The organism is Parapedobacter flavus (assembly GCF_035818675.1).
Taxonomy (GTDB): Bacteria; Bacteroidota; Bacteroidia; order Sphingobacteriales; family Sphingobacteriaceae; genus Parapedobacter; species Parapedobacter flavus.
On sequence record NZ_JAYKZZ010000023.1, the window covers coordinates 1 to 336 of the forward strand.

General features: G+C 64.6%; 1 protein-coding gene. It reads left to right on the top strand.

Annotated features, from left to right (window positions below):
* Positions 1-73 precede the first annotated feature (73 nt).
* Positions 74-336 (top strand): hypothetical protein (locus tag U9S71_RS17635; protein ID WP_326329014.1); only part of this gene is annotated, 263 nt, incomplete at its 3' end.

Below are 336 nucleotides of genomic sequence, written 5' to 3' on the forward strand. Positions count from 1 at the left end.
GTCGGTAAGCTACGCGGATAACAACCGCACGGATGCGGGCAGCCAAACAGCTACGGCCACCAGCAACGGCGGTATGAACTACGACAACCTGGTGCTGATGGCCACGCTGACCGTCACCCCGGCCACGATCACGGGCATCACCTTTGCGGTCGGCAGCTTCGTTTACGACGGCACGGCGCAGTCGCTCGCCCTCGGCGGCACGCTGCCTACCGGCACGTCGGGAAGCTACGCGGATAACAACCGCACGGATGCGGGCAGCCAAACAGCTACGGCCACCATCAATGGCGGCACGAACTACGACAACCTGGTGCTGACGGCCACGCTGACCGTCACCCC